The organism is Pseudoduganella sp. LjRoot289 (genome assembly GCF_964252925.1).
Lineage (GTDB): Bacteria > Pseudomonadota > Gammaproteobacteria > Burkholderiales > Burkholderiaceae_D > Rugamonas.
Genome location: NZ_CAXUPN020000001.1, coordinates 3,536,524 through 3,555,879, shown reverse-complemented (window position 1 = coordinate 3,555,879; position 19,356 = coordinate 3,536,524). Strand labels below are relative to the sequence as shown.

At 67.7% G+C, this 19,356-nt stretch carries 20 protein-coding genes; 8 read left to right on the top strand and 12 right to left on the bottom strand.

Annotated elements, in window-relative coordinates; all coding sequences use genetic code 11:
- The first annotated feature begins 183 nt into the window (after nucleotides 1-183).
- From ACSQ8Y_RS15145 to ACSQ8Y_RS15135, 3 genes are all read left to right on the top strand, one after another.
- Nucleotides 184-498: a BON domain-containing protein gene (locus ACSQ8Y_RS15145; RefSeq protein WP_436267281.1), complete on the top strand. Its 315-nt coding sequence runs from the start codon at nucleotides 184-186 to the stop codon at nucleotides 496-498.
- A gap of 55 nt (nucleotides 499-553) precedes the next feature.
- Nucleotides 554-1,903 carry an AI-2E family transporter gene (locus ACSQ8Y_RS15140; protein ID WP_436267280.1) on the top strand — a complete coding sequence of 450 codons (1,350 nt, stop codon included), beginning with the start codon at nucleotides 554-556 and terminating at the stop codon, nucleotides 1,901-1,903.
- Between the two features lie 93 nt (nucleotides 1,904-1,996).
- Entirely contained in the window at nucleotides 1,997-2,584 is a 588-nt protein-coding gene (locus tag ACSQ8Y_RS15135) for a hypothetical protein (protein WP_436267279.1), read from the top strand.
- Nucleotides 2,585-2,617: 33 nt separating this feature from the next.
- Here ACSQ8Y_RS15135 and ACSQ8Y_RS15130 read toward each other — a convergent pair whose 3' ends face one another.
- From ACSQ8Y_RS15130 to ACSQ8Y_RS15120, 3 genes are all read right to left on the bottom strand, one after another.
- On the bottom strand, nucleotides 2,618-3,523 hold the full coding sequence (locus ACSQ8Y_RS15130; RefSeq protein ID WP_436267278.1) for a YihY/virulence factor BrkB family protein: 906 nt from the start codon (nucleotides 3,521-3,523) through the stop codon (nucleotides 2,618-2,620).
- Nucleotides 3,524-3,608: 85 nt separating this feature from the next.
- Nucleotides 3,609-4,655: an OmpA family protein gene (locus tag ACSQ8Y_RS15125; RefSeq protein ID WP_436267277.1), complete on the bottom strand. Its 1,047-nt coding sequence runs from the start codon at nucleotides 4,653-4,655 to the stop codon at nucleotides 3,609-3,611.
- Nucleotides 4,656-4,963: 308 nt separating this feature from the next.
- Nucleotides 4,964-5,221: a hypothetical protein gene (locus ACSQ8Y_RS15120; RefSeq protein WP_436267276.1), complete on the bottom strand. Its 258-nt coding sequence runs from the start codon at nucleotides 5,219-5,221 to the stop codon at nucleotides 4,964-4,966.
- A gap of 266 nt (nucleotides 5,222-5,487) precedes the next feature.
- Between ACSQ8Y_RS15120 and ACSQ8Y_RS15115 the strand changes: the two genes are divergently transcribed.
- From ACSQ8Y_RS15115 to ACSQ8Y_RS15105, 3 genes are all read left to right on the top strand, one after another.
- Nucleotides 5,488-6,066: a winged helix-turn-helix domain-containing protein gene (locus ACSQ8Y_RS15115; RefSeq protein ID WP_436269833.1), complete on the top strand. Its 579-nt coding sequence runs from the start codon at nucleotides 5,488-5,490 to the stop codon at nucleotides 6,064-6,066.
- Nucleotides 6,067-6,178: 112 nt separating this feature from the next.
- Entirely contained in the window at nucleotides 6,179-7,078 is a 900-nt protein-coding gene (locus ACSQ8Y_RS15110; protein ID WP_436267275.1) for a zinc-dependent peptidase, read from the top strand.
- Nucleotides 7,079-7,158: 80 nt separating this feature from the next.
- Entirely contained in the window at nucleotides 7,159-8,457 is a 1,299-nt protein-coding gene (locus ACSQ8Y_RS15105; protein ID WP_436267274.1) for an ATP-binding protein, read from the top strand.
- 15 nt (nucleotides 8,458-8,472) lie between these two features.
- On the opposite strand, the gene ACSQ8Y_RS15100 is transcribed toward ACSQ8Y_RS15105, so the two are convergent.
- The 6 genes from ACSQ8Y_RS15100 to ACSQ8Y_RS15075 are packed head-to-tail and all read right to left on the bottom strand — an operon-like array spanning nucleotide 8,473 to nucleotide 15,572.
- The gene (locus tag ACSQ8Y_RS15100; protein ID WP_436267273.1) at nucleotides 8,473-8,994 is read right to left on the bottom strand and encodes a response regulator; all 522 of its coding nucleotides are present in this window, start codon (nucleotides 8,992-8,994) and stop codon (nucleotides 8,473-8,475) included.
- The gene (locus tag ACSQ8Y_RS15095; RefSeq protein WP_436267272.1) at nucleotides 8,991-10,358 is read right to left on the bottom strand and encodes an HD domain-containing phosphohydrolase; all 1,368 of its coding nucleotides are present in this window, start codon (nucleotides 10,356-10,358) and stop codon (nucleotides 8,991-8,993) included. Before ACSQ8Y_RS15095 ends, ACSQ8Y_RS15100 begins: the two co-directional genes overlap by 4 nt.
- Nucleotides 10,355-11,815, bottom strand: a complete 1,461-nt coding sequence (locus tag ACSQ8Y_RS15090) for an ATP-binding protein (protein ID WP_436267271.1) — start codon at nucleotides 11,813-11,815, stop codon at nucleotides 10,355-10,357. Before ACSQ8Y_RS15090 ends, ACSQ8Y_RS15095 begins: the two co-directional genes overlap by 4 nt.
- Before the next feature lie 20 nt (nucleotides 11,816-11,835).
- Nucleotides 11,836-12,672, bottom strand: a complete 837-nt coding sequence (locus ACSQ8Y_RS15085; RefSeq protein ID WP_436267270.1) for an HDOD domain-containing protein — start codon at nucleotides 12,670-12,672, stop codon at nucleotides 11,836-11,838.
- A gap of 3 nt (nucleotides 12,673-12,675) precedes the next feature.
- On the bottom strand, nucleotides 12,676-12,993 hold the full coding sequence (locus ACSQ8Y_RS15080) for a hypothetical protein (RefSeq protein WP_436267269.1): 318 nt from the start codon (nucleotides 12,991-12,993) through the stop codon (nucleotides 12,676-12,678).
- Complete coding sequence (locus tag ACSQ8Y_RS15075; protein WP_436267268.1) at nucleotides 12,990-15,572, bottom strand: EAL domain-containing protein; 2,583 nt, start codon at nucleotides 15,570-15,572, stop codon at nucleotides 12,990-12,992. The genes ACSQ8Y_RS15080 and ACSQ8Y_RS15075 overlap by 4 nt, the downstream gene beginning before the upstream one ends.
- A gap of 143 nt (nucleotides 15,573-15,715) precedes the next feature.
- On the opposite strand from ACSQ8Y_RS15075, the gene ACSQ8Y_RS15070 reads away from it, so the two are divergent.
- Nucleotides 15,716-16,282 (top strand): hypothetical protein, encoded by a 567-nt coding sequence (locus ACSQ8Y_RS15070; RefSeq protein WP_436269832.1) that lies wholly within the window; start codon nucleotides 15,716-15,718, stop codon nucleotides 16,280-16,282.
- A gap of 242 nt (nucleotides 16,283-16,524) precedes the next feature.
- Nucleotides 16,525-16,887: a hypothetical protein gene (locus ACSQ8Y_RS15065; protein WP_436267267.1), complete on the top strand. Its 363-nt coding sequence runs from the start codon at nucleotides 16,525-16,527 to the stop codon at nucleotides 16,885-16,887.
- 21 nt (nucleotides 16,888-16,908) lie between these two features.
- Here the strand turns inward: ACSQ8Y_RS15065 and ACSQ8Y_RS15060 are convergent, their stop codons facing one another.
- From ACSQ8Y_RS15060 to ACSQ8Y_RS15050, 3 genes are all read right to left on the bottom strand, one after another.
- On the bottom strand, nucleotides 16,909-17,787 hold the full coding sequence (locus ACSQ8Y_RS15060) for a universal stress protein (protein WP_436267266.1): 879 nt from the start codon (nucleotides 17,785-17,787) through the stop codon (nucleotides 16,909-16,911).
- A 76-nt stretch (nucleotides 17,788-17,863) separates the two neighbouring features.
- Nucleotides 17,864-18,415, bottom strand: coding sequence for a hypothetical protein (locus ACSQ8Y_RS15055; protein WP_436267265.1), 552 nt, complete (start codon nucleotides 18,413-18,415; stop codon nucleotides 17,864-17,866).
- Between the two features lie 10 nt (nucleotides 18,416-18,425).
- Complete coding sequence (locus ACSQ8Y_RS15050) at nucleotides 18,426-19,313, bottom strand: hypothetical protein (RefSeq protein WP_436267264.1); 888 nt, start codon at nucleotides 19,311-19,313, stop codon at nucleotides 18,426-18,428.
- Nucleotides 19,314-19,356: the final 43 nt, after the last annotated feature.

Below are 19,356 nucleotides of genomic sequence, written 5' to 3'. Positions count from 1 at the left end.
TTAAAGCATAGCCAGCCGGAAGGGCAGGGTCTGTGCGGAAACGCACGAAGCCTTATCCCGGCTGGGTTTGTTGCCCGGGATGAAAATAGTTGTAGTGTGTACGCTAGCGTACAGATGGTGCGCTGGAACTGGGGGAAACTGCAGACTGCTCAGTTGAGCACTCGCCAACCAAGGAGAACCACCATGAAGATCGCTCAAAAAATCGCTACCGCCGCATTTACCGCCGCCACCGTGTTTGCCGTCGTGGGTTGCGCCTCGACCCCGACCAAGGAAGGCGCCGGCGAATACGTCGACGACACCGTGCTGACCACCAAAGTGAAGGCCAGCATTTTCAACGAGCCTACGCTGAAATCGACCGAGATCAACGTCGAGACCTTCAAAGGCACCGTGCAGCTGAGCGGCTTTGTGGCCCAGCCCGGCGACATCACCAAAGCCGGTGAAATCGCCCGCGGCGTGCAGGGCGTGAAGGCGGTCAAGAACGACATCCGCGTGAAGTAACCATGCGGCCGGCGCCGTCCCTTCGGGGATGGTTGCTGGCAGCGATCGAGACAACATGATCCACGCAGCCGACGAAGCACCCAGCAAGCCGCCCGCAACGGCACATCCCGCAACCTCCGCAGCGCCACCCGCTGCACAGTCCGCCACACAGTCCGCCATACAGTCCGCCACACCCGGCGCCACACCGGCCGCCGCACCCGGCGCTCCGCAAGCGGCCGCCGATGCCGCGCTAGAACCCGCCGCCGACCCCGAAGCCGAACACGAACCCGCCGGCTCCCCGGCCGATGCCGCAGCGGCCCCGCAAGCCGAGCACCTCAGCCGCATTCCGCTGCACGTCAACGCGCGCGGCCTGGCCCTCGGCATCATCGCCACCGTCGCTTTCCTGTACGCGCTGCAGTGGGCCAAGCACTTCCTGGTGCCGCTGCTGCTGGGCATCTTCATCGCCTATACCTTGAATCCGCTGGTCTGCTGGCTGGAGCGCATCCGCGTGCCGCGCCCGCTGGGCGCCACGCTGGTCACCGCCGCCATCCTGTTCGGTTCGGCCGTCATCGGCGACAAGCTGCATGGCGAATTCCAGAACATCGTCGAAGAACTCCCCGCCGCCACGCACAAACTGTCGCGCCTGATGCAGAACAAACTCGGCGGCGGCCCCAGCACGCTGGAGCGCATCCAGGCCGTGGCCACCGAAATCGAACAGGCCGCGTCCGGCAGCCCCAGGCGCGCGGCGCGCAAGCCGGCGCAGGCCGACTCGGGCGGCATCAAGGTGATCGACTGGGTGTGGGCCGGCTCGATGGGCCTGGCCGGCTTCGTCAGCCAGGCCACCATGGTGATCTTCCTGGTGTTCTTCCTGCTGCTGGCCGGCGATACCTTCAAGCGCAAGCTGGTCAAGCTGACCGGGCCGTCGCTGAGCAAGAAGAAGGTCACCGTGCATATCCTGGAAGACATCAACAGCAGCATCCAGAGCTATATGTTCATGCTGCTGGTGACCAATGTGCTGCTGGCGCTGCTGATGTGGATGGCACTGCGCGCCATCGGCCTGGAGAATGCGGGCGCCTGGGCCATCGTGGCCGGCTTGCTGCACATCATGCCTTACTTCGGGCCGCTCCTGATCACCAGCGCGACCGGCCTGGTGGCCTTCCTGCAATTCGAATCGCTGCAGATGGTGCTGCTGGTGACCGGCGCCTCGCTCGGCATCGCCACCCTGGTCGGCACCTTCGTCACCACCTGGATGACGGGCCGCATCGCCCGCATGAACCCGGCCGCCGTGTTCGTCAGCTTGCTGTTCTGGGGCTGGCTGTGGGGCGTGTGGGGGCTGCTGCTGGGGGTGCCGGTGATCGTCATCGTCAAGGTCGTGGCCGAGCGCGTCGAGGGCATGGAAGCGGTGGCCGAACTGCTGGGGGAGTAGCCGGCCCCGGCTGCGAAAGTGGGTCTTGCCGCTTGAATTTTGCCGGCCTGCGGCGTATAAATGTCACTCCGTTGCCGATGACAGGAGAAGAACATGACTATCCTTACCGAAGGCACGCCAGGCAATGCCAAACGCAGCGCGCCGATTTTCTCGGGCGCCGATGGCTTGCTGGCGCTGCCCGATCACGAGGGCCATGCGCTGGCGGTGGAGCGGCCCTCCGCGCAGTTGTCGCAGGCCGTGCTGGCTGCCTTGCGCGCCAGCTCCCCTGCTCTGGAGTGCGATGCCGACAATCTGCTTTGCCTGCGCGACGGACAGGCCACGCATGTGGTCTGCCCGTCGCGGCAAGCCACCCGGCCCGACAGCATGGCGGACCTGCTGAAGCAGCCGACCGTGCTGGGCGCGGTGGTCACGCGTTCGATGGGCGAAGACGGCTGCCATGTCGACCATGTGGTGCTGGCCGAGCCGGTGCCAGGCCTGGCCTGCAGCGTGCATGTGATCGTACAGCACCGTTCGGGTCAGCTGGCCATGGCGGGCTGGGGCGAGCTGGCGCACGGGCAGCTGCTGTTCCACCTGCAGGCGGTGGACCGGCCCGGCGCCGTGCCGGTCGCCGTTGCGGGCTGCCTGGGGGAAGGGCGCCTCGATATCACGCACGCCGCCGCCGCGCGCGCCGCGCCGCACTGATTGCCGCTGGCGCGGTGAGCGGCCGCCCGCCGGCTAGCGCTGGCCGGGCAGCAGGTCGCCGTGCTCGTCGCGCGGGTGGTGCTTCAGGCTGCCCAGCTGCAGCGCGTACTGGCGCGCGAACTCGGCGCCGAGGAAGAAGATCTGCGCCGAGTAATACACCCATAGCAGCAGGGCGATCAGCGAGCCGGCCGCGCCGAAGCTGTTGGCCACGCCGCTGTTGCCGATATAGGCGCCGATCGCGTATTTCCCCAGCGTGAACAGCGCCGCCGTGCCCAGCGCGCCGATCACCACGTCGCGCCACGACAGCCGTATGCGCGGCAGCAGCTTGTAGATCACGCCGAACATGGCGGCGATCACCAGGAAGCCGATCACCCAGTTGATCGCGGTGAGCACCAGGGTGGCGTCGCGCCACACGCCCTGCCAGTATTTTTCCAGCAAAGCGAGCGCCGCGCTCATCACGAGCGACACCATCAGCAGGAAGCCCAGCACCAGTATCATGCCGAAGGAAAGCAGCCGGGTGCGCACCGTGTCCCACAGCGTGCCCTTGCTGAGCGGCGGCAACTGCCAAATGCTGTCCAGGCTGCTCTTCAGTTCCGCGAACACCGTGGTGGCGCCGAACAGCAGCAGGGCGCCGGCCACCAGTGTGGCGAACCTGCCTTCCTCGTGGTTGCGCGCGCCGGCCAGCACCAGCTGCAGCGCTTCGGCCCCTTGCGGCCCGACCAGGCCGCGCAATTGGAGGAAGAGCTCGCCCTTGGCGGCCTCCTCGCCGTAGACGGCACCGGCAATGGCGATCACCAGCACCAGGATGGGGGCGATGGAGAACAGGGTGTAGAAGGCCAGCGCCGCGCCCTTGCTGCTGGCGTTGTGCTCCAGCCATTCGGTCACCGTGCACACGGCCACGCTGCGCAGCGTCTTCACTTTCGGTGGAAGGTGTTTCATAGCAAGTTTCATGGTGGTAGGCCTCCGGAAAAGGGAAAAGGGGCCGAAGCCCCTTTCCCTGTCTGTCAGATGACCGGACGTGCGATTAGTTCACGCGGCGTTCGATGGTCACCTGGTCCACTTCAACGCGGCGGTTCGGTTCCAGGCACTTGATCAGGTCGGCGCGCTTCTTGTTGTCGCACTGAACCACCGGCTGGGACTCGCCCTTGCCGACGGCGTTCAGACGGGTGGCTGCCACGCCTTTGCCGGTCAGGTAGGCCTTGACCGACTCGGCGCGCTGTTCCGACAGCTTCTGGTTGTACTTGTCCGAGCCCAGGCGGTCGGTGTGGCCGGTGATGGTGACGTTGCCGACGGACGGGTTGTTGTTCAGCAGCGTGGCCAGCTCGTCCAGCTTGGGCTGGTTCGGGTTCAGCTTGGCGCTGTCGAAGGCGAACAGTTCGGTTGCCGACATGGTGACCTTCTCGAAGCGCGGCGCCGGTGCCGGTGCCGGGGCAGGCGCCACCGGCGCTGGTTCCGGTGCCGGTGCCGGCGCGACGTACGGCGCCGGTGGCGGCGCTGGCTGCGGCTTGGGACCCAGGGCGTAGTTCAGCGCGAAGTTCAGGTAGGCGTTGTTGCTGCTCGCGCCGGTGGCCAGGAAGGGGCTGTGGCGCACGAAGCCGTGCACCACGCGCAGGTCGGCTTGCATCGCCAGGCGCTCGGTCAGGTCGGACTGGAAGCCCAGGCCGGCGCTCAGGAAGGGCGACGACTTCTCTGTCTGCGCGGTGTTGCGCAGGTTGGCGCGCGAACGCTCGGCGCCGACGCCGGCCAGGAAGAATGGACGCACGGTCTTGCGGGAGAACATGTACAGCGCGTCCACGCCCAGGGTTTCCTGCTGATAGCGCTCGCCGTTGCCGCGGCTGCGGGCGTAGGTGTAGCCGGTCTGCAGGTCCCACTGCTCGTTCAGGGCTTTACCGAATTTCAAGCCGGCCCCATGGCCCTGCTTGTCGACGCCGAAGTCCGAGTCCTGGTCCATGATGCTCAGGCTGGGCTGGACATACCAGTTCGGGTTGATGACCGCTTCCTGCGCCAGGGCGGCGGTCGAGGACAAGGTCAGCAGGGCTGCGACGATGGCGGTTTTATTGGTCTTATTCAAAATTAAACTCCGATTGTTTGAGGGTGGTGCTGCCTATACGGCGAAGTTTCCAGCTTGTTGCTGCGCTGTTGGACTGGACTCTAGGGATGTTTGTTCCATCGCTCAGTGCGCTAGCGCACCAAACGTTTGCGCGGTATCAAACATGTTGTCGATTTGTGACAGTCCAGGCCGTGAACTGCGGCATCTTCACGCAGTCAAATGGAAACCGCGCCGTTCACCAAGGATGGTGCGGCGCGGTGGATATTGTATCAGGGTAACAATCTTGTTGGGAATGCCAGCACGTGCGCCTGCCCTGGAGCGGGCGGCGCCTAGCGGGCCGGAGGCGGCGGTGCGTCGGCAGGCTTGGCGTCCGGCACCACGATCAGGGTATCGCCAGGTTTGCCGGGTTCGCCCGGAGCGCCGGGCGTGCCGGGTGCGCCGGCGGGGCCCGCGGGGCCTGGCACGGGAACCGGTACCGCGGCCGGGGTCGGGGTTTCCACCACCGGCGGGTTGTTAACCGTGGTCTTTTCGCAGGCCGCCAGGGTGAGGGCGGCGGCCAGGGTGGCCAGCAGGACGGGGAGTTTCATGATGTTTCCTTTCTCAGTGGAAGATGCTGCCAGCTTAAGGTTGGCGGGCGGCCGCATCTGTTCGGCAACGCACCCAATTGACGAATTGCTCACTTATGTTCGTTGCCGCACAGACCGAAACCGGCGCAAACGGCATCCTAGACCCCAGAAGTAGACGAAAGCGTGGCCTGCATGGCAGTCGGGCCTCTCGCCGCGCAATCCTGCCTATCGTTATAAGGAGTGTTGAAATGCATGCAATCAGAGACAACCAAAATTCCGGCCACGCCATGCAGGAGCCCATGAAGGCTGCTGACAAACCAAGGCTGACGCTGGTGGAACGTCCCGGTCCGATTCCTGAGCGCAAAGCCTTGTCGCTGGCGCCTATCGAGCGGGTGCGTTCGACCTCCGCCACGCTGCGCCGCATCGAAAATATGCAAAAGCTGATCGCCGAGCTGCAGCAGCACGAAATGCTGGCCGATGAAATTGCCTGGTTCCTCAAGTTTTCGCCGTCCGGCGCCCGCAAATACATCCGCGACCTGCGCGACGCCGGCGTGATCGAACTGGCGCGCTATATCGAAGGCACGGCCACTTACCTGGGCAAGGCGGTCTACCAGCTGACGCCCGACCCCGAGCGCGTCAAGATGTTCCTGGCCGCCATCGTGCAGCCCAAGCGCGAAGGCGCGCCGCCGCGCAAGGAGCGCCCCAGCCTGCGCGAGCAGGCGATGGCCGGTGCCGGCCGCCACTTCCACATCCTGGCCGACGACACCCACTATGCGATCCGCGTCAACCGCGGCCCCGTCACCCGCGATCCGCTGGTGGCCGCCCTGTTCGGCGCCCCGACCTCGCTGCAAAAAGCCCAGCCCTGAGCCGGCGGTGCTGCTACAGTGGAAACAGCCGGAACGCGTTCCGGCTGTTGTGCATTGAATTGTCGGAAAGGAACCCCACTTGTGACGCACGAGTTTCCTTATGGACGGCACTATGGACGCATTGTTGTGGCTACCTGTTGTGGCGCTGGCCCTGGCCGTGCCGCTGTATCTTCCGCGCTGGCGGCTGCGCCGCGCGCTGGCCCGGCCCTGGCCCGAGGCCGCCGAGGCCGTCCTGCAACGCAACATCCCGGTCTACGCCAGCATGGGCGAGGACTTGCGCGGGCAGTTGCGCCGGCTGGTCAAACAATTCCTGCACCAGAAGACCTTCGTCGGCTGCGAGGGGCTGCAAGTCGATGAGGAGATGCGCTACACCATCGCCGGCCAGGCCTGTTTGCTGCTGCTGAACCGGCCCAGCAAGGTCTACCGCGCGCTGCACACCATCCTGGTCTACCCGAGCGCCTTCCTGGTGCCGCGCAAGCAGCTCGACGCCGGCGGCGTGGTGACCGACCACCACCAGACCCTGCTGGGCGAATCGTGGGACGACGGCCGCGTGGTGCTGTCCTGGGCCGACGTCAAGCGCGGCTACCGCGACTGGACCGACGGCCACAACGTGGTGCTGCACGAGTTCGCGCACCAGCTCGACAGCGAATCGGGCAGCAGCAACGGCGCGCCCTACCTGGGCAGCAAGGACAGCTACCGCAGCTGGTCGGCGGTGCTGTCGCGCGACTACGACAACCTGCGCTACGACGCTTATTACGGCCGCCAGGACAGCGTGCTGGACCATTATGGCGCCACCAGCCCGGCCGAGTTTTTCGCCGTGGCCACCGAAACCTTCTTTGAGAAACCATGGCAGATGGCCGAACGGCATGCCGCGCTGTTCGAGGAATTCGGCAAATACTACCGGGTCGATCCTCGGCTGTGGCTGGCGCGCCCGGCGCCGCCGGCAGCGGAGGCGCCGCAGCCGCTGCCGGCTGGCGGCAGGGGAGCTTCCTACGCGATTGCAAGCTGGTAAAAAGTGCGCCTTCAGTGCGCTTTCCCTTGTGGAATGAGAGCATAATCGATTCATCTTCCGGCGCAGACCAGGGTGGGCACATGCAGTTCGAGGAGTTCGATTTCTTCACACAGGCGCCGGTGGCGCCCGCGCCGGCCGCCGAGGCGGCCTCGCCGCTGGTGCGGCTGCAATATTTGGTCGACAATACCCCGGCCATCATCTATTGCACCGTGCCCAGCGGCGACTTCAAGATGACCTTCGTCAGCAACAACGCGCTCAATGTGCTGGGCTACCGGCCGGACGACATGGTGGCCGATCCCAACTTCTGGTTCGACCACATCCACCCGGACGACGCGCCCAACATCTTCTCCAGCCTGGCCGAGGTGTTTACCAAGGGCCAGCGCGCCTACGAATACCGTTTCCGCGTCGCCGACGGCAGCTACCTGTGGATGCACGACAGCCTGCGCCTGATCCGCGACGAGCACGGCGCCCCGCTGGAGGTGATCGGCTCGCTGACCGACATCACCAGCCGCAAGCTGATGGAGCAAGCCCAGCAGGAACTGATCTCCAAGCTGCGCGAGGCGCACGAGCAGTTGCTGCAGTCGGAGAAGATGGCCTCGATAGGCCAGCTGGCGGCCGGCATCGCGCACGAGATCAACAACCCGGTCGGCTTCGTCAATTCCAACATGGGCACGCTGCAGAACTATGTGACGACCTTGTTCGGCGTGGTCGACGCCTACGAGCAGATCCTGTCGTCGCCGTCGGCCCCGGCGCCGGTGCAGGCGCGCATCGCGGCCATCCGCGACGAGGCCGACCTGGAGTTCTTGCGCGAGGACGTGACGGCGCTGGTCAAGGAATCGATGGACGGGCTGAAGCGGGTCAAGGACATCGTGCAGGCGCTCAAGGATTTCTCGCACGTGGGCGAGACCGAATGGCAGGTGGCCGATCTGCACCACGGCCTGGACAGCACCTTGAACATCGTCTCCAACGAGATCAAGTACAAGTGCACGGTCGAAAAACAGTACGGCGCGCTGCCGCAGATCGAATGCCTGGCCTCGCAGCTGAACCAGGTGTTCATGAACCTGCTGGTCAACGCCGGCCACGCCATCAAGGAGCGCGGCACCATCACCTTGCGCACCGGCGCCGAGAACGGCTGGGTCTGGGTGGAGGTGGGCGACACCGGCTGCGGCATCCCGCAGGAAAACCTGAACCGGATCTTCGAACCCTTCTTCACCACCAAGCCGGTCGGCAGCGGCACCGGGCTGGGCTTGTCGCTGTCCTACGGCATCGTCGCCAAGCACGGCGGCAGGATAGAGGTCGCCTCCGAGCTCGGCAAGGGCACCCGCTTCACCGTGCGCCTGCCGGTCAAGCCGCCCAAGGCGGCCGAGTCCGCGCACTGAGGGCGCGCCCGGCCGCTACAGGATGATGGAGCCGTCCGGTCCCCAGTTGACCTTGAGCAGGCCGGGTTCCTCGGCTTCCAGGCGCCGGGCTTCCAGTTCCTGCGGCGTCAGCGGCTCGGCGGGCGGGGCGTTCAGCCCTTGTTCGGCCAGCAGCCGGTCGCGCATGGCGAGCGCCTCGCCGATGTTGTTCTGCAGGTCGGCCAGGTTCCAGGGTTTGGGGATGAAGCGGAACACGTGGGCGTCGTTGATGGCGCTCATGGCGGTTTCGAATTCGGTCGAGGCGCTCAGCATCATGCGCACCGTGTTGGGCGCGACGTCCTTGAGCGCCTGCAGGAAGGCTACGCCGCTCATCTGCGGCATGCGGAAGTCGGAGATCGCCAGGTCGAACTCGCAGGCGCACACGCGTTCGAGCGCGTGGTAGGGATTGGTGAAGACCTCGACCCGCAGGTCGGGGATGGCCAGGTGGGCGCGCATCGAGCGCTGCAGCGCGAACAGCACATTCATCTCGTCGTCCAGCAGCAGGATGCGTCTCATCATTTGCCCTTGGCGAAGGGCCGCACGCGGATCGGCAGGCGGCCCTCGCTTTTCGCTTCGAAATCCTGCACCTGCTGGATCATGCGCGCGTCCAGCGTGTGGTCGGCCGCCAGCAGCATCAGGCCGTCGCGGCTGACCAGGTCGCGCGCCAGCACCATGCCCGGCACCAGCTCGCCGGACAGCACGTCCACGCCCTCGTCGCCGCCGCCGCCGCCGTCCATCTCCTGGCGGAAGGCGTTGACCACGTTGGGGTCGTAGCGCTTGCCGCTGGCGTTGATGATCAGCGTCCTGGCTTCGTCGGCGCGCAGGTGGCGCTGCACCATGGCGCCCTGCTGCAGGTTGTAGTAGTCCACCGCCAGCGCCAGGATGCGCGCGCCGAGCGGGATCGCCAGGCCGGCCAGGCCGTCCGGGAAGCCGTTGCCGTCGAAGCGCTCCAGCTGCGCGCGCAGGATGGCGGCGGTGCCGCGCAAGTCCTCCAGCGGCATCAGCAGCTGCTCGGCGCGCAGCGGGTGCTTGCGGAACAGGCCCAGCGCCTCGCCGTGCAGCATGGTCAGCGGCGTGGCCAGCATGTCGTCGCTGTAGCCGATCTTGCCCAGGTCGTGCAGCAGGCCGGCGACGAAGATGTCCTGGCTTTCCTTGGCGTTCAGGTTCAGGCGCACGGCCAGCTTGCGCGCCAGGTCGGCCACCTGGCGCGAGTGGCCGGACAGCGCGCCGCCGCGCATCTCCAGTATGCTGGCGATGACCTTGATGGTGGTGACGAAATTTTGCTTGAGCTTGTCGTTCGCCGCCAGCGCGGCGTCGCGCGACACCTGCAACTGCTGCGTGCGCGCCTCGACCTTGGCCTCCAGGCTCTGGTTGAGCGCTTTCAGTTCCTCGTTCTGGTGCAGCGCGAGCGCTTCCAGGCGCTGCTTTTCCTGCTCCAGCGCGCGCCGCTCCAGCGCGTGGCGCACCACCAGCACCATGTCGTTGTCGTCCCACGGCTTGGTGATGTAGCGGTAGATCTCGCCGCAGTTGATGGCGTCCTGGATGGACTGGATGTCGGAGTAGCCGGTCAGCAGCAGGCGCACGCTGTCGGGCCAGCGCTCGCGCACCTGGCCCAGGAAGCGGGCGCCGTCCATCTCGGGCATGCGCATGTCGGAGATGACCAGGTCGACTTGCTCGTTTTCCAGCACCTGCAGGCCCTCGGCGCCGCTCTCGGCCACCAGCACGCGGTAGCCCTTGCCGCGGAACAGGCGCCGCAGCGAGGCCAGGATGTTGGGTTCGTCGTCGACGCACAGCAAGGTGGGTGGGGCGGCGGGCGCCGCGCCGGGCGCAGCGGGGCTGGCGGTGGCGGTGGCGGGGGCGGCAAAGGACTGGACTGGCGTCATGGCGGGGACTCTTTGTTGGCAGGGCGGTCTTCATGTCGCACCGGCAGCAGCATGCGGAAGGTGGTGCCTGCGCCGGGCGCGGACTGCACCGTAATACTGCCGTTGTGCTTGCGCACGATACCATAAGCCATCGACAGACCCAAGCCCGTCCCCTTGCCGACCGGCTTGGTGGTGAAAAAAGGGTCGAAAATGCGCGACAGATTGTCCTCCGCGATGCCGCAGCCGTTGTCCTGCACTTCCAGCCAGACGTGCTCGGCGTCGTCCGTGCCGGTGCGCACGGTGATCGTGCCGCGCTCGCCGCCGATGGAATGGGCGGCGTTGACCACCAGGTTCATCACCACCTGGTTGATCTGCAGCGGCAGGCACTCGATGTCCGGGATGGCGCCGTACTGCTTGACCACGTCGGCCTTGTACTTGACCTCGTTGCTGACGATGTTGAGCGTGGAATCGATGCCCTGGTGCAGATTGGCCCACACCCATTCCTGGTTGGCGTCGACCCGCGAGAAATCCTTCAGGTCCTGCACGATGTGGCGCACGCGCACGATGCCTTCCTTCGATTCGCTCATCAGGGAGGGGATGTCGCCGCGCAGGAAGTCCAGGTCCAGCTCCTCGCGCATGGCGCGCAGGCGCTCCGCCACGGCCGGGTCGGCCACGCTGGGCTCGGCGTCCTGGTAGGCTTGCAGCATGTCGAACAGGTTGCCCAGGTAGCTTTGCAGGGTGCCGAAATTGGAGAAGATGTAGCCGATGGGATTGTTGATCTCGTGCGCCACGCCGGCCGCCAGCTGGCCGATCGAGGCCAGCTTTTCCGACTGCACCAGCTGCTGCTGCGCCATGCCGAGCTGGGCGTTCAGTTCGGTCAGTTCGATGTTGCGCCGGCGCAGTTCGGCATCGGCCAGTTCGCGCTGGCGGATGTCGTCCTCCAGCCGCTCGTTGACCTCGGCCAGCTGGGCGGTGCGCTTCTCGACGATGTGCTCCAGGTTGTCGTGCGCCTTGCGCAGCGCATTCTCGGCCACGCGGCGCTCGGTGACGTCGCGCAGCGTCTGGATGGCGCCAACCACGCTGCCGTTGCCGTCGCGCAGCGGCGCGGCCGTGAAGTGCAGCCAGTGGCCGCTGGCGCCGATGTTGGGAAAGAAGTCCTCCTCCTCGTAGGCGCCGGGGATCAGCGCCGAGCGCGTGTGCTTTTCCTTGTAGTACTCGCTGGCGGCCGGGTCCAGGCCTGCGATGATGAGGTCGGCCAGCAGGTCGCGTTGTTTGGGGTAGAAGGCTTGCCAATGGTTCTTGGTGCCCACCATTTCCTCGGTGCTCCAGCCCAGCAGGTGTTCGCAGGCCTTGTTCCAGTGCGTGATGGTGTGGGCGGTGTCGAGCACGAAGGTGGCCACCGGGTGCCCGTCGAGGAAGGCGGACAGCGCCACCGCCGCGTGGGCCTCGTGGTTCTGCTGGCGTTCGGTGTCGGGCATGCTGGCTCCGTCTCGGTTGCTCAATTGACCAGGATCTGGCACAGGTCGCGGAAAGTGCGTTCGCTCTCGCCGAACACGTCCAGGCAGACCGCCTTGCCCAGCGCGGCGGCATCCCACACCTGCTGCGTCACCGGCGGCGCCAGGTCGTCCTCGCGCCCCGACAGGTCCAGGCCGTGGGCGAAGGCGTTGGCCAGGTGGACGGTCATGGCCAGCGAGGGCGCGTCCAGTTCCAGCGGGCGGTGGTGGCAGGCCACCGCGCGCTGGATCTGTTGCGGGAATTGCCAGTGTGCGGCCAGCGCGCCGCCCACGCCGGCGTGGTCGAAGCCGAACACGGCCTGCTCGGCCTCCTGCTGGTAGCAATCGTGCTCCAGCCGGTAGTCCTCGGCCCGCTCGTACTCGGCCGGATAGCGCGTGGCCAGCACCAGCGTGCCCAGGTCGTGCAGCAGGCCGGCGATGAAGGCGGTGTCCGGATTCTGGCGCAGGTGGCGCGCCAGCGCGCGGGCGCAGGCGGCGGTGGCCACCGAATGGCGCCAGAAAGCGGCCATGTCGAAGCGGCTGCCGGCCACGGCCTGGAAGCTGCCGGTCACCGAGCACGCCGTCACCAGGGTGCGGATGTTGTGCATCCCCAGCACCGCCACCGCCTGCTGGATGGTGGTCACGCGCGTGGGCATGCCGTAGAAGGAGGAATTGGCCAGGCGCAGCGTCTTGGCCGACAGCGACTGGTCGAGCGCGAGCTTGCCGGCCAGCACCTGCGTGTCCAGCCCCTCCTGGCCGATGCAGGCCAGCAGCTCGCACACCACGTCCGGCAGCGAGGGCAGGTTCTGGACCTTGCGGGCGACGTCTTCCTGGGTCAGCATGGCTTAGCTCCGTGCGCGGTAAGTGGCCAGCAGTTGCAGCAGCTGGCCGGTGGCTTCGGTCTCGGCGCTGTGGCGGAACAGCCGCTGCAGGCGTTCCAGCGCGCGCGCGCTGGCCTGGGCCGGGTCTTCTCCGTCCCCGTCCCCGGCATCGGGAGCGGCGATGGCGCAGCTTTCCACGCCGCGCCGGCGCAGCGAGGCCAGCATGCTGTCGCTGAGCACGGCGCCCGAGGGCAGCAGCACCGTGCCGTGGCCGTCGGTCAGGTCCTCGGCCAGCATCATGCCGGCGCGGGCCTCGTCCATGGCGATGGTCAGGCTGCTCATGGCGCCACCTCGCAGCGGCGCAAGGTGATCAGGCTGCCGCGCGAGGCCGAGTTTTCGCCCATCGGGTAGACCTCGACGGCGTAGCGGGTGCCGTCGATGTCGGTCTGGTGGGTGTGGGAATGGGCTTGCGCATGGGACGGGGGCGCCAGGCCGGCCGGGGCGGCCTGCTCTTCCGGGAACAGCTCGGGCAGCACCACGCAGGCCTCGTTGCCGAGCAGGTCGCCGGCGCGCCGGAACAGGTGGTCGGCGGCGGCGTTGACGAAGGCGATCATGCCGCGGTCGTCCATGCCGATCACCGGCAGCGGCAAGTGCTGCAGCAGTTCGCGCGCGATGTTCAGGCTGATCTCGTCGCGGCTGATCTGCTGCTGTTTCTGGCGCAGCACATCCTCCAGGCGCCGGTTGGCCGAGGCCAGTTCGTGGTTCACGGTGCGCAGCTCCAGGTTCAGGCGTTCGTTGTCGTCGGCGATTTCCTTGAGGCGGAAGGCGTCGGCGATATGGCCGCGCAGCAGCTCGTCCTCCCAGGGCTTGGTCAGGAATTTGTAGATGGCGCCCTCGTTGACGGCGTCCGTCACCGATTGCAGCTCGGTGTAGCCGGACAGCATGATGCGTATCGTGTCCGGATACAGTTCCTTGGCCTTGCGTAGGAAGTCCGCGCCCAGCATGCCGGGCATGCGCTGGTCGGACACGATCACGTCGACCTCTTGCCGCGCCAGCAGGTCCAGCCCTTCCTGGCCGCTGCAGGCGGTGTAGATCTGGTACTCGTCGCGGCGCAGCAGGCGTTTCAGCGCCGAGACGATGTTCTGCTCGTCGTCCACCAGCAGCAGCGAGCGCTTCTGCTTCTGGATGCGCAGCAAGTGCTGCGGCAGCGCGCGGCCGTCGCGCAGCAGCGCCTGCATCTCGTCCGCGGTTTGCGGGGCGGCGAAGAAATAGCCCTGGATCTGGTCGCACATGTGGCGCCGCAGGAAGTCGCACTGGGCCTCCGTTTCGACGCCCTCGGCCACCACCTGCATGCCGAGCAGGTGGGCCATCGAGATGATGGTCTTCGACAGCGCGGCGTCGCCGCTGTCGGTGACGATGTCGCGGATGAAGGCGCAGTCGATCTTGACCGCGTCGAAGGGGAAGCGCTTCAGATTGCTCAGCGAGGAATAGCCGGTGCCGAAATCGTCCAGCACCAGCGCCACGCCCAGCGTCTTGAGCTGGGCCAGCACCTGGCTGCTGGCGGCCGCGTCCTGCGGCAGCGCGGCCTCGGTGATTTCCAGCGCCAGGCAGGACGGCGGCAGGCCGTACTCGTCGAGGATGGCCGCCACCAGCGTGGTGAACTGGCGGTCGCGGAACTGCTTGGGCGAGACGTTGACGGCCACCCGCACCGGCGCCAGGCCGGCGGCGCGCCAGCTTTGCATGTCGTGGCAGGCGCGGCGCAGCACCCAGGCCCCGATCGCGCCGATCAGCCCGGCCTCCTCGGCCACCGGCACGAAGCGCTGCGCCGAGATCAGGCCCAGCGCCGGGTGCTGCCAGCGCACCAGCGCCTCCAGGCTGGCCACGGCCCCGCTTTGCAGGTCGGCCAGCGGCTGGTAGCGCAGCTGCAGCTCGTCGCGGAACACGGCCAGGCGCAGCGCCGCCTCCATGCCGATGCGCTCCAGCGTGCGGTGGTTCATCTCGGAGGAAAAGAACTGGTAGGCCGAGCCGCCCATTTCACGTGCGCGGCTCAGCGCCATGTCGGCGTAGCGCAGCAGCGTGGCGCCGTCCTTGCCGTCCTGCGGGCACAGCGTGATGCCGATGCTGGCGCTGGCGTGCACCTGCTGGCCGTCGAGCGGGATGGCCGGCGCCAGCGCGGCGAAGATGTTCTCGCACACGGGGATCACATCGCCCGGGCCCTGCACCTCGCCCAGGATGACGACGAACTCGTTGCCGCCCAGCAGGGCCACGGTGTCGTGGCTGCGCACGCAGGCGCGCAGGCGCTGGGCGGCGGCGGCCAGCAGTGCGTCGCCGCCGGCGTGGCCCAGGCTTTCGTTGACGAAGGCGTGGTTGTCGATGCCGATGCACAGCAGGGCCAGCTGGTCGCCGTGGCGCAGCGCCTGCAGCACGGCCTGCTGCAGGCGGTCGATGAAGAGGTTGCGGTTGGGCAGGCCGGTCAAGCCGTCGTGCGTGCTGTGGAAGGCCAGCCGGTCCTCCTGCTCCTTGAGCGCGCTGATGTCGTTGACGATGCCGACGTGGTGCGTGATCTCGCCGTGCTCGTCCGGCACCGGGGACACGTAGAGCTCGTTCCAGAACAGCGAGCCGTCCTTGCGGTAGTTGCGCAGCACCACGCGCGCGTCCTCGTGCTGGGCGATGGCGCGGCGCAGCGCGGGCAGGCCGGCCTGATCGCGGTCCTCGCCCTGCAGGAAACTGCACTGGCGGCCCAGCACTTCCTCGGCCGCGTAACCGGTCATGCGGCAAAAGGCCGGGTTGGCGTAGATGATGGGGCAGCCGGGCCGGCGCGCGTCGGTGATCAGCACGCCATTCGAGCTGGCGGCGAGCGCGCGGGCCGACAGTGCCGGCATGTCTTTCAGTATGGCCGAAGGCGTGGCATCCAATTCCATCAGGCGGTGGTCCTTGAGAGTGAAGCGGCTGCGGCGGGGTGCTGGCTTGATTATACGGCGCGCCGCGCGATGTGTGCGCGCGCGCACGGAAGCGTGGTCCGGGGTGCGGCAATCTGGGGCGCCGCCATTGACAGGAGGACATGATGAGTACAATTATCGCTGGACAATTCCAATTGCAAGATGAAACCGACTCGGCGCGCGCCGCGCTGCAGGAGGCCGGTTTCGCCGCCGACCGCATCAGCACCTTCTTCGTCAACCCCGCCGGCCAGCACGGCGTGCTGCCGCTGGGCGGCGACCAGGACAAGTCGCCCGGCGCCAAGGAGACCGACGCCGGCCTGGCCAAGGGCATGAGCGCGGGCGGCGCGCTCGGCGCCGCCATCGGCGCGGCGGCCATCCCGGTGGCCGGGCCGCTGGGGCCGGTGGTCGGCGCGCTGGTTGGCGGCCACGTCGGTTCCTTGTACAGTTTCAGCCATCTGAAGGAGGCCGGCGAGCCGGAGGAGGGCAGCGTGGCCAACCAGTTCGTGCCGCGCGAGTCGGGCATGATGGTGGCGGTGGCGCTGCCGGATGGCGACGACGGCAGCGGCGCGGTGGCGCTGCTGCGGCGCCTGGGCGCCAGCCACATCGAGCGCGCCGAGGGCAGCATCGAAAACGGCGACTGGCGCGATTTCAACCCCTTGTCGCTGCCCGCGCTGGTCGATCCCCCGGCTTGATGTTGCAAATCAACAACCGGCGCCAGCCTGTCCCGCTTGCGCCGCGCTGCTTGCACCCCTATTGCCCCCCTCATGCGCGCCTGTTCCGCGCATATTCAAATTACTTGCGCCAAAGTTGCTACAATAAAAATACCAAACAGCCGTCCTCAAGCACCATGCTAGACATGGATCATGGCATGATCGTCCAAGCCGGTACATGATTCGCCAGAAGAATGCTAACGAGTTGAGAAGGGGGAGCGTCAATGACACAGGCATGGGTAGTGCTGACTCGCCCGGACGGCCGCGACGTGGCCGCACCGACCGAATCCCAGCTGGCTGCGGCCCTGGCGGAAATCTACAGCGGGGCGGTGCACGCCCCGGACGGCGGTCCCGGCACGGCCGTGTTGCGCTTCGGCTATGACGACGGCCTGATGTACGAGGTGGAGGTGGCCAGCGGCGGCCACATCTGCTTCGCCGAATGGTCGGACCGCGATTGCGAACTGGCCCTGGCCAGCCCGCGCCGCATGGCGGGCGCGCCCCAGGCCGACGCGCTGCAATTGTGGAAATGGCTGGCGCAGCGGCAGGTGGCCAAGATCCGCAGCCAGTCCTGGTCGGAAGGCGGCTGACGCCGCCGGCCCGGCCCCGCCCTAGTGCGCCATCAGCACCGGCACCGTCATCGATTCGAGCACGGTGCGGGTGACGCCGCCCAGCAGCGTTTCGCGGAAGCGCGAATGGCCGTAGGCGCCCAGCACCAGCAAATCGCAATTCTCCTCGGCCAGCAGCGACAGCAGCGCCTCGCCGGTGCCCGACGGCCGCTTCAGCAAGCCGCTGCGCGCCGACTGGCGCAACAGCAGTTCCGCATCGATCCCGTGGCGACCCAGGTAGCGCAGCAGTTCCGCGCCCGGCGCCTCGCCGTGCAGCGCGCGCTCGGTGTCGGCGTCGAAGATGGCGATTTGCACGCGCTCGGCCCGTTTCAGCAGCGGCAGCGCCTCGTGCACCGCGCGCGCGGCCTCCTTGCTGGCGTTCCAGGCCAGCATGATGCGCCGCGCCGGCGCGCCGGCCGAGGCCGGCCGAGGCGCTCCCGCGTAGGGCACCACCAGCACCGGACGGCCGGAATTGGTCAGCACCTGGGCCGGGAAGTCGCCGGCGGCGGCCGTCGACACGTGTTCGGGATCGGCCTGGCCGATCACCACCAGGTCGGCGTGGCGCGCCATCAGGCTCAGGCCGGCGCCGGCGTCGTCGTCCACCACGCGCTGCTCGAAGGAGCGCAGGCCCAGGCGCTGCACCAGCGGGGCGAACTGCTCCAGCGCGCGGTTGGCGCGCTCGCGCAGGAACTGCAGGTGCAGGGCCAGGTTGGGATCTTGCTCGTCGACGATGGCGTTCTGGTACAGCGCGCGGGCCACGCCCGTCATGGCCACGCCCAGCAGGTGGCCGTCGTCCTGCAGCGCCAGTTCCACCGCGAGGCGGATGCGCTCGGCCACGCGCGGCGCCTCGTCCACGTGCACCAGTATCGATCGGAAAGCCATGCTGCGCTCCTAAACAGGGGGCATGGTCCCGATTATAAGCCGCGCCGGGCGCGGGCGGGCACACTGCAAGGCCGTGCTAGCCGGCCGGTTCGCCGCCGCGCTCGCCGCCGCCTTCCTCTTTCAGCCTGGCGCCGCGCTCCTTGATGCTCTCGAGCACGGCGGCCAGGTGCTCCGGCTTGCCGGCGGCGATGGCGGCGGCCAGGCCCAGCATGTCGGCGGCGATGCCGATCACGTCCTTCAGGATATTGGCGTGGCGGATGCGGCGGCGCGCCAGCGCCACCAGGTCGAGCAGTTCGCGTTGCGGCACGCCCAGGCCGGCCGCGGCCAGCACGGCGGCGTCCAGGTACAGGCTGCTGGCGCGCTGGCGCAGCGCCACCTCGTTCTCGAACAGCGCCTGCGCGGCGCCGTGCGAAATGCCGTGCTCCAGCGTGCCGTTGACGGGGACGGTGTCCGCGGCAGGGGCCGCGGCGCCGGTGCCGGGCCGCGGCTCGCGTCCGGGACCGCCCGGCGGATTGCGGCGGATGGCTTTCATGATGCGCTCGTGCAACTCGTTGGCGCAGGCGGTCAGGCTGTCGGCCAGCGCTTCGATGTCGCGGGTGTTGCCGGGCTGCGTATTCAGCTGATCCATGGCGCTCTCCTTAGTCGGCTTGGTCAAGATGATGGAAGGCGGCCGCCAGGGCGGCGCTGGTGGCGCGCAGTTCGCTGACGGCCTGGGCCTGGGCGTTGCGCGCGCCCGGGCTGTCCGGCTGCGCCAGGTGCTGCGCCAGCGCGCGGTGGGCGGCCGCGACCGCCGCCACGTGCTTGGCCGCCAGCGTGTGGCGCAGGCCGATCAGGCGGTACTCGTTGGCCTTGGCGATGCGGTGCGACTTGGCCAGCGCCGCCAGCAGGCGGTCGCGCGGCGTGTCGGCGTAGGCGATCTCGACCTCCAGCATGCCGAGCACGATGTCGCGTTCGTTGTCGCTGCTCTTGTCGTAGTAGCGCAGCAGGTTCTGCATGGCCTCCAGCAGTGCTTGCAGCTGCTCGTCGCCGTCGCGCACCATGCTGTGCACCGCGCGCTCCTGGTAGCCGTTGGTGGCGGCGCGCGCCAGCAGCCGCGCCAGGCCGCTGTAGGCGTTCACGTGGCGGTCGCTCAGGCCGGTGTCCGGCCAGGCCTTGATGCCGGCGCCCATGGCCTTGATCGGCTCCTTCAGGTCGAACTGCGTGCCGTCGGCCAGCTGGCCCAGGGCCTGCATATACAGCTGCACCGCCTCGTGGATGGCGATCAGGTCCGGGTAGGCGGCGCGGCGCGCGGCGTCGGCCGCGCGTTCGCGCTGGTCGGCGGCGGCCGACAGGTAGGGCTGTTCGCGCTGGTAGGTGTCGCGGAAGCGCTGGGTCAGGTCGGCGTAGCCGCCCAGTTTGACCGAGCCGGCGGCGAATTCGCGCGCCTCCTGCAGCCGGGGATTGCCGGCGCAGCCGCCCAGGACGGCCATCGCCAGCAGGATCAGCAGGGCGGCAAGCGAGCTTGCAAAAAAGCGGGGCAGTTTCATCGGTCCTCTCCTCGGTCAGCCAGGGGTGAGGACTTATCTTGCT